Genomic DNA, 7,493 nt, shown 5'->3' with positions numbered 1-7,493 from the left:
AACGCTTCAAGAGGGACAGCCAACGCGCGGCATTTTTACTATGCGTTGGTTTTTGTGATTACGGTGTTATGCGGTGAGTTGGTAGTAGCGTTGGCTGCCCCTTAAGCGGGCGTTATGTTTCAAAGGGTAATTATGTTTCAAGAACTTAGTAAATCAGTAAAAGCTAATTTATATGAGAGGGTATCAAGCCCTTTAATTGGATCAGTGGCCATCTCATGGGTTGCCTTCAATTGGAAAGCCATATTCCACATGTTGCTTTCAGACGCCAAAATTGAAGATAAAATTGAATATTTTTCAGCAAACTACTCTGATATTGATACAAATATTGTTTATCCAGTGGTCGTAGGGGGAGCAATTTCTATCATATATCCGCTAGCTGCATTTGTGCCATTTTGGATTTGGGAGAGAGTCCAGCACATTCAAAAGCAGTTGAAGCAGACTCTTTCTATGAATCAACGTTTATCTGTCGAACAGTCAATGCAGCTTCGTAATGAACTTGTTCAAAAAGATAAGAAAATACGAGAAATCATCGCAGAAAACCAAGAATCGCAAACCGAGCTTAACAAAACAATAAGTGAATTAACTCAAGAAAATCGTAATTTATACTATAAGCTATCGGAACTTTCTCCTCTCGATCCAAAAGCTGATCCAAGTAAAATAAACCTACCTGAAGTTCAATACAGAATTCTAAATGAGCACACAGGGTTAAAAGATGGGAATGTCCAGATCGCATCAGATATTGGTAAAGCGTTAATGTTGCCAGATGCAGAGGTAGAAAGGGCTTTACAAGAGTTAGAGAATCAAGGGTTTCTTAAAAATGAAGGCTATGTGACTGATGATAGTGGCAACGATGTATTGGGTTATAGTCTAAATGAACTAGGCAGAAAATATTTAGGTTACAAGAAATCACAGCTCGCAGCATAGAAACATAACAAACTGTTCAAGAGGGATTCGCAACGCGTGGCATTTTTACTATGCGTTGATTTTAGTGATTAAGGTGGTGTGCGGTGGCTTCGGTATTGCGTTGCTCACCCCTTAACAGGGCGTTATGCAACTCAGGTAAATTTAGGGGTTCAATCTTTTGGGATTTCTCCGGCCATTCGTTTTGTGTTGTCGGCAAATGAGCATTTTTACCCTCAAATTCGTGGTTAACTCAAACCGTAAAATAGGCAAATTTCTTTGTTTGCCTCAATTGGTTTTAGCGTTGGCGCGTTGTCAGTTTTGCGGGTGCAAAGTGTGGAAAGGGCAAGTTAATCGATCATTTCGCATTTGCTGAAAGTCTTGCTCGGTGAGTTTGTCTCATTCAAAAGCTTGGTTTGTTGCTGAAAGGTGGACTTTGTTTGGTGGCTTATTTATCACGGTTCAGGCTTGGGTTGATTCTTGGTTCACTTAACCAATGTTTTGATTGTTTTCTTAATCAAATTTAGTGTAACTTCTGCATAACAAACGTTTAGTGCAAAATTGAAGTTCAGTGTTTACAGTGTGTTTTTTGAGTTCGGCGGTGCGTTGTCAACCCCTTAGCCGGGCGTTATATTCTCCCTCGTCCCGTAAACTTTCCGTACGAATTGAATGTGCTTTAAGTTTGGACCATAATCTCTCAGGTTACGGAATGTATCCGTACGCAGGAGGAGTTATGGCAACGGCACGTTTAGATATCCGCCTTGATGAAGAGATCAAGGCAAAAGCCGAAAAAGCATCGGCTTTACTTGGTTTAAAAAGTCTCACTGAATATGTAGTGAGACTTATGGACGAAGATGCGACTCATGTTATTGAGGAGCACGAAAGTATTGTGGTTAAAGACAGTGTTTTTGACGAGTTTATGGCTGCGTGTAATAAAGTAAAAACACCGAATCAAGCTTTGCTTGAAGCGGTTAAATTTACAGATAAGAGTGGTATCAAGTGAGTTGGGGTAAAGAGTTTGTAGAACTTAGTAAATCAAAGCATGATCGCGACTCATTTGACTGTGGTGAGCAAGAGCTAAACACATTTATCAAAACTCAAGCTGCAAAGCACATGCAAGCAGGTGTTAGCCGAACAATGGTTTTACCTAGTGCTCAACCATTGTTAAATCAAAAATTCGCTATTTGTGCATTTTATAGTGTTGCACCGAGTTCAATCAGTCGAGAAACATTGCCGGCACAACTAGCAAAGAAACTTCCTAGGTATCCAATCCCTGTTTTTCTTTTGGCTCAATTAGCTGTGCACAAAGAGTTTCATGGCTCAGGGCTCGGAAAAATTAGTCTAATTCGCGCACTGAAGTACTTGTGGGAAGTGAATCATCACATGAGGGTATACGCAATTGTTGTGGACTGTCTGACAGACTCCGCTCAAGCGTTCTATACGAAGTTCGGTTTTGAAGTGTTGTGCGAACATAATGGGCGTATTCGTATGTTCTTACCAATGAAAACGGTAGAACAGCTTTTTAATCAATAGGCTACGAATATAACAAACAATTCAAGTGGATTCTCAACGCGTGGCAGTTTTACTATGCGTCAGGTAAAGTGTTTTACGGTGCAATGCAGCGGCTTGGCCAGTGCGTTGTTCACCACTTAATTGGGCGTTATATGCTTTCAAGTTTCAACCAATAAAAGGACTTAAAAATGATTCTAAATCACGTCTCAGTTGGTGCTTCTGATGTGGTAAAAGCAGTTAGTTTTTATGACTCAGTTCTTTCTACTTTGTCTATTAAGCGTGCTCATTATATAGAAAATATCGCAGCAGCTTATGGTGAAAGCTTTGAATTTTGGGTCGGAAGCCCTTGTGAAGGAAAAGCGACATCAAGTAATGGTGTTCATGTTGCTTTCAATGCGCCTTCAAACGAAGCTGTTGACCAGTTCTATGCTACAGCCATAGAGTTGGGTGGTTCATGTGCAGGTAAGCCAGGCTTAAGGCCAGAGTATGGTGAAACTTACTATGCAGCATTCGTACGTGACTTAGACGGAAACAAAATCGAAGCAGTTTCAATGTAGCTTCGAGTAAGCATATAACAATAAATTTAAGAGTGATTCACAACGCTCGACGTTCTCACTTCAAGCCAGTTTAGTGTTTATGGCACAATGGTTTAGGTAAGGTGGTTAGCGTTGTTCACACCTTAATTTGGCGTTATGCCTTAGGAGGTAAATTGAACATTCCAGACTTTTTAATTGAACGAGAAACTGAATTGTCTTCTCTTCGAGACAACGAATTATCTGCAATTCTAGAGTTCAAAAAAAGAGCTGAAGAGTTTGAAATTGCTATGAAGCGATACTATAAGGGAGCAATTTCGAGTCGCCAAATTACTGATGATATAGATATTAAGAAGTCTACATTTAAAGCAAATACACCAGATATAGAACATATTGAATATTTGGCGCTCAAGTTTCGATTCTTTTACGCTGAAAAAGAGCCGACTAGAGTTGAGAGAATTATTGGTATTCTTCGGAAAAATGCAAAAGATGAATGGGCAAAGAACTATATTGACCGTCTCCGTGCTTTGTACCTTAATGCTATGAACAGGACAAGAATGAGTAGTGAAATGGGGTACTCGGTGAGTAATCGAGAAATTATCAACTTGTGGTTTAACTCAGAGTTCTTCCATTCTGATATCGACAAAAGGGAAAGACTTCAGCTCATAAATAACGCTATTTCAGGAAAAGTATCGCTATTTCAGCTTTATACTGCTATCTCAGGTGTATCAACTCAGATCAATTCTTTGTACGCCGTAGTTCATCAAGTTTCAAATGAGAGTTGTTTGATTTATACACCTAACCATCACTTTTCAGCGGTAGAGGCAGGTCAGGCATAACAAGCAATTTAAGAGGGATTCTCAACGCTTGGCACTTTTGCTTCTACTTCAAATTTAGTGTTTATGGCACAATGCTTTAGGTTTGGATGGCGGCGTTGTTCACCCCTTAATTGGGCGTTATATCAATAAGAGGGTATTTTAAGAGTTGTATGGATAAACTAAGTTTAGAAGAATCATTAGTAAGTACTATGGGGCAGCAATTAGGTGGTACTGGAACTGAATTGGCTGAGATCGCAATAGATTCGGTACTAGATGATGGAGTACTTAAAGATATACCGGTCGTTGGAACTGCGGTTTCTCTATACCAAACAGGTGTCGCTGTACGAGAAAGGCAATATGTAAAAAAGCTTGTCACCTTTTTAAGTGAATTGAATAAAACTAATGAAGAAGCTCGACTCAGGTTTATTGCTGAAGAAATGTTAACTCCAGAGCAAAGAGAACGCTTTGGGGAAACAATATTATCCCTTATCGATAAGGCTGATGATAATAGAAAATTTGAGCTTTACGCAAAGGTATTTGAAAGACTTTTCATGAATGCGTGTAGCTACGATGACGCTATTAGAATTTGCCAAATGATTGAACGCACATTCTTCAGTGATCTTCAATATATATTAGTATTCGAGAATGGGTGTGCAGACGACCAGTTAACGGCTGGTGAACTATATAAAGTAGGCTTCTTGAGTTTTGGTGGATTAGATGGTGGCACATTTGATGACAAAAATTCGGGTGGTGTAATTTACAATCGAAACAAGTATGGAGACATATTGTTCGAACTACTTAAGCATTGATATAACAAACAATTTAAGAGTGATTCAGCACGCTTGGCATTTTTGGTTCGGGTTTGGCTCGGTGTTTACGGTGGTCAAATGAAGTGCTGTGGTTGCGTGCTTCACACCTTAATTGGGCGTTATGCTTAATCACCAAAAAGTCAGTGGTTTATGGTTCTTCTTTGTTCCCTCGGCTGATTGGTTTTGTGTTTGTCGGCAAGTTGGCATCAGTGGGCGCTTTTTCCGGACAATTATTCTTTGGCGCTGGAAATTCAAAGAATTGCCTCAATCAATTTTCGGGCAAGCTCGAGGTTGGGGCGGTTGGCTCAATCAGAAATTTGATCTTAGTTTTTGAGTTTTGGCCACCAAAGTTCAAAGTCTGATTTTCAAAATTATGAGTCATTTCAGTTTTTTGGTTTTCGGCTTTTGTTTGTGAGTTAAAGTCGAGTTAATCTTGGTTCTGGTAAAACGTAAGTCATTGAAGCTTAAGCATAACAAAGCGTTAAAGAGGGACTTGGCACGCGTGGCATTTTCAGTTTGCGTTGGGTTTAGTGGTTAAGGTGTTATGCGGTCACTTTTGTATTGCGTGCCCGCGCCCCTTAACGCGGCGTTATGCTTAATCATTTTAAAACAGTGGTTTATGGTTTTTCTTTACTCCCTCGGCTGGTTGGTTTCGAGTTTGTCGGCAAGTTAGCTTCAGTGGGCGCTGTTTTCCGGACAATTATTCTTTGGCGCTGGGATTTCAGAGAAATGCCTCAATCAATTTTCGGGTAAGCGCGAGGTCAGGGCGGTTGGCTCAATCAAAAGTTTGATCTTAGGTTTTTCAGTTTGAGCAGCCAAAGCTCAAAGTCCGATTTTCAAAACTATGAGTCATTTCGTTTTCCTACGTTTTGGCCTTTGTTTGCGAATCAAAGCTGAGTTAATCTTGGTTCGCGTAATACGTAAGTCATTGAAGCTTAAGCATAACAAAGCGTTAAAGAGGGACTTGGCACGCGTGGCATTTTCGGTTTGCAGTTTGTTTGGTGGTTAAGGTGCTATGCAGCAACTTTTGTATTGCGTGCCTGCGCCCCTTAACGCGGCGTTATGAGTATATGGGTAATATATGACAGAGTTTTGTTCACAGTGTTCTAAGCATAAAAATGAAAGACGTCCTACATCACCAAAAAAATTGGCAGATGTCGTCGATATGATTACGCAGTGCATTGCCAATGAAGAATTATCTGAAGAACCTCTGATAAACCAGCCTTACTATACTAGTTTTGATTCAATCAAGAGTAGTAGTTGGCCTGATATTATTTGGTGTGTTTTCAAGTGTTCAGCATGTGGAAAATTATTCGAACTGAATGCTATGACCTATGTTGGTACTGGTAATAACCGTTTTGGCGAACAAGTTGAAAAATACTCATAACAAGCAATTTAAGAGGGATTCACAACGCTTGGCATTTTTGCTTCTACTTCAAAATTAGTGTTTATGGCACAATGCTTTAGGTTTGGGTAGGGCCGTTGTTCACCCCTTAATTGGGCGTTATGTGTTTCTCGACTTTAAACTTTTAACTGAACGACGTTTCCATTAGCTTTTATCGGGTATAATCAATCTTTTTCAATGCATGTAATGGAGTATTTTATGGATTTTATTGAACGGCTTCAGGCTCTTTCGAAGAAAGTTTCTCAAGTTTCGGCTAATCTGGCTACCGAAGAAGCAACAAAAAATGCTTTAGTTATGCCCTTTCTGCATTCGGTCCTTGGCTATGACGTATTCGATCCAAATGAGGTTATACCTGAGTTTACGGCTGATACTGGAACTAAAAAGGGGGAAAAGGTTGATTATGCGTTGATCAAAGATGGTGTAGTTCAAATTCTAATTGAATGTAAGAAGTATAGTGAATCATTATCAACAAAGCATGCCAACCAATTATTTCGATATTTCTCAGTAACAAATGCACGTATTGCCATTTTAACTAATGGCTCAGAATATCAATTTTTCACTGATTTGGATGCTCCTAATAAAATGGATGAAAAGCCATTTTTGACATTAGATCTCGAAAATTTAGATGAGCATGTTGTCCCTGAAATAAAAAAATTAACTAAATCCTCCTTTGATGTTGAATCTGTAGTTGATGCAGCAGGTGAATTAAAATATTTGAACCAAATAAAGAAAGTTCTAGGTGAGCAGTTCCAAAACCCAGAAGAAGATTTTGTGAAGTTCTTTACTTCTCGCGTCTATGACGGTGTTCAAACTGCAAAAGTGAAATCTCAATTCCTAGACATTACCACTAAAGCTTTAAAGCAGTTTCTCAATGACAGTATAAATGCCCGTCTAAAATCAGCTATTGGTGCTGACGTCAAAGAATCGATTAATGTTGAAACTCAAGTTATTCCTGCTGAAGACGCAAATGAAAGTTCAGAAAAATCTAAAATTCTTACTACAGAAGAAGAAATAGAAGGTTTTAATATAGTTAAAGCAATACTTAGGCAAAAAGTAGAAGTACAGAGAGTTTGTGCGCGTGATACTCAAAGCTATTTTGGGATTCTGCTCGATGATAACAATCGCAAGCCTCTATGCCGTTTGTGGTTTAATACTAAGCAGAAATATATTGGCATCTTTGACGAAGCTAAGAATGAAACTCGGCATCCGATCGAAACTGTGGATGATATATTCAATTTCAGTGAGCAATTACAAAACACCCTCGCATTATATGAGTAAAAACACATAACAAAGCATTTAAGAGGGACAGTCAACGCGTGGCATTCGTGGTTTACTTGAAAATTTGTGTTTACGGTTGTCTATTTTAGTTCTGTGGTGGCGTTGTCTGCCCCTTAATGCGGCGTTATGCTACCAGTCGAAATCTTCAATAAGGAATGCTATGAAACAGAACATTGTCCATATTGCTTTAGTTGTAAAAGATTATGATGAAGCCATTGATTTTTATGTAAACAAACTC

At 39.1% G+C, this 7,493-nt stretch carries 9 protein-coding genes and 1 pseudogene; all 10 read left to right on the top strand.

All coding sequences use genetic code 11. The features are described from left to right. Positions 1-132: 132 nt before the first annotated feature. A complete protein-coding gene (locus AACR75_RS11020) occupies positions 133-924 on the top strand; it encodes a hypothetical protein (RefSeq protein ID WP_047690288.1) in 792 nt (263 codons plus the stop codon). A gap of 709 nt (positions 925-1,633) precedes the next feature. Then, positions 1,634-1,903 (top strand): type II toxin-antitoxin system TacA family antitoxin, encoded by a 270-nt coding sequence (locus tag AACR75_RS11015; protein WP_038964901.1) that lies wholly within the window; start codon positions 1,634-1,636, stop codon positions 1,901-1,903. After that, positions 1,900-2,433, top strand: a complete 534-nt coding sequence (locus tag AACR75_RS11010) for a GNAT family N-acetyltransferase (RefSeq protein WP_047690286.1) — start codon at positions 1,900-1,902, stop codon at positions 2,431-2,433. The genes AACR75_RS11015 and AACR75_RS11010 overlap by 4 nt, the downstream gene beginning before the upstream one ends. Positions 2,434-2,600: 167 nt before the next feature. After that, on the top strand, positions 2,601-2,969 hold the full coding sequence (locus AACR75_RS11005; protein WP_047690284.1) for a VOC family protein: 369 nt from the start codon (positions 2,601-2,603) through the stop codon (positions 2,967-2,969). A 152-nt stretch (positions 2,970-3,121) separates the two neighbouring features. Then, the gene (locus AACR75_RS11000; RefSeq protein ID WP_047690282.1) at positions 3,122-3,784 is read left to right on the top strand and encodes a hypothetical protein; all 663 of its coding nucleotides are present in this window, start codon (positions 3,122-3,124) and stop codon (positions 3,782-3,784) included. Positions 3,785-3,933: 149 nt separating this feature from the next. Then, positions 3,934-4,572, top strand: a complete 639-nt coding sequence (locus AACR75_RS10995) for a hypothetical protein (protein WP_047690278.1) — start codon at positions 3,934-3,936, stop codon at positions 4,570-4,572. A gap of 121 nt (positions 4,573-4,693) precedes the next feature. After that, positions 4,694-4,906 (top strand): annotated as a pseudogene (locus AACR75_RS10990) (hypothetical protein). 747 nt (positions 4,907-5,653) lie between these two features. After that, positions 5,654-5,959, top strand: a complete 306-nt coding sequence (locus tag AACR75_RS10985) for a hypothetical protein (protein ID WP_047690269.1) — start codon at positions 5,654-5,656, stop codon at positions 5,957-5,959. 216 nt (positions 5,960-6,175) lie between these two features. Continuing rightward, positions 6,176-7,255 carry a type I restriction endonuclease gene (locus AACR75_RS10980; protein WP_047690261.1) on the top strand — a complete coding sequence of 360 codons (1,080 nt, stop codon included), beginning with the start codon at positions 6,176-6,178 and terminating at the stop codon, positions 7,253-7,255. Positions 7,256-7,415: 160 nt separating this feature from the next. Beyond that, the coding region (locus AACR75_RS10975) for a VOC family protein (RefSeq protein WP_331415615.1) at positions 7,416-7,493 on the top strand (78 nt) is incomplete at its 3' end.

This window comes from Vibrio sp. ZOR0018 (assembly GCF_963865925.1).
Taxonomy (GTDB): domain Bacteria; phylum Pseudomonadota; class Gammaproteobacteria; order Enterobacterales; family Vibrionaceae; genus Vibrio; species Vibrio anguillarum.
The sequence above is the reverse complement of the archived record's forward strand: the minus strand, read 5'-3'. Positions and strand labels throughout refer to the sequence as shown.